The organism is Streptomyces sp. NRRL S-118, assembly GCF_000716335.1.
Classification (GTDB): domain Bacteria; phylum Actinomycetota; class Actinomycetes; order Streptomycetales; family Streptomycetaceae; genus Streptomyces.
This window is the reverse complement of sequence record NZ_KL591053.1, coordinates 1397-2027: the sequence shown is the minus strand read 5'-3', so window position 1 is coordinate 2027 and position 631 is coordinate 1397. Positions and strand designations below refer to the sequence as shown.

Below are 631 nucleotides of genomic sequence, written 5' to 3'. Positions count from 1 at the left end.
GGCTGATGCCGAAGAACTCGGCGTCGAACTCGCCCGGCCGCTCCAGGAATCCGCCGCCGCGTGTGGAGACCTTTCCGGGCTTGTCCGGGTCGGGGTCGTAGAGCCGCTCCAGGTCCCAGCCGCGGTCGGTCGGCAGACCGGAGACCGCGTCGCGCCCGGAGGCGACGAGCTTCCACAGCTCGTCCGGCGACATCACGCCGCCGGGGTAGCGGCAGCTCATGCCCACGATCGCGAGCGGCTCGTCGGCCTCCGTACGCCGGGGCCGCGCGACGGCCCGCGGTGCCTTGGCGATCTCACCGACCTCTCCGAGGATCAGCCGTGCGACGGCCACCGGTGTCGGGTGGTCGAAGACCAGGGTGGCGGGCAGTCGCACACCGGTCGCCTGCTGGAGGCGGTTGCGCAGCTCGACGGCGCTCAGCGAGTCGAAGCCGAGGTCCTTGAAGCTGCGTCCGGTGCCGATGGTGGCCGCCGAGGCGTGGCCGAGTACGGCCGCGACCTGCGCCTGTACGAGTTCGAGCACGACGCGCTCCCGGTCGGGCTCGGGCACTCCGCCCAGCCGCTGCGCCAGGGAGCCACTCGCCGTGGCACGGCGGGTGGGGGCCGGTGCCAGTCCGCGAAGGAGCGGTGGGAG

Annotated in this window: 1 protein-coding gene; it reads right to left on the bottom strand. The window is 73.5% G+C overall.

Features of this window, described 5'->3' with window-relative positions; translation table 11 throughout:
- Nucleotides 1-520 (bottom strand): acyl carrier protein (locus IH00_RS38550; RefSeq protein WP_158828212.1); only part of this gene is annotated, 520 nt, incomplete at its 3' end.
- Nucleotides 521-631: the final 111 nt, after the last annotated feature.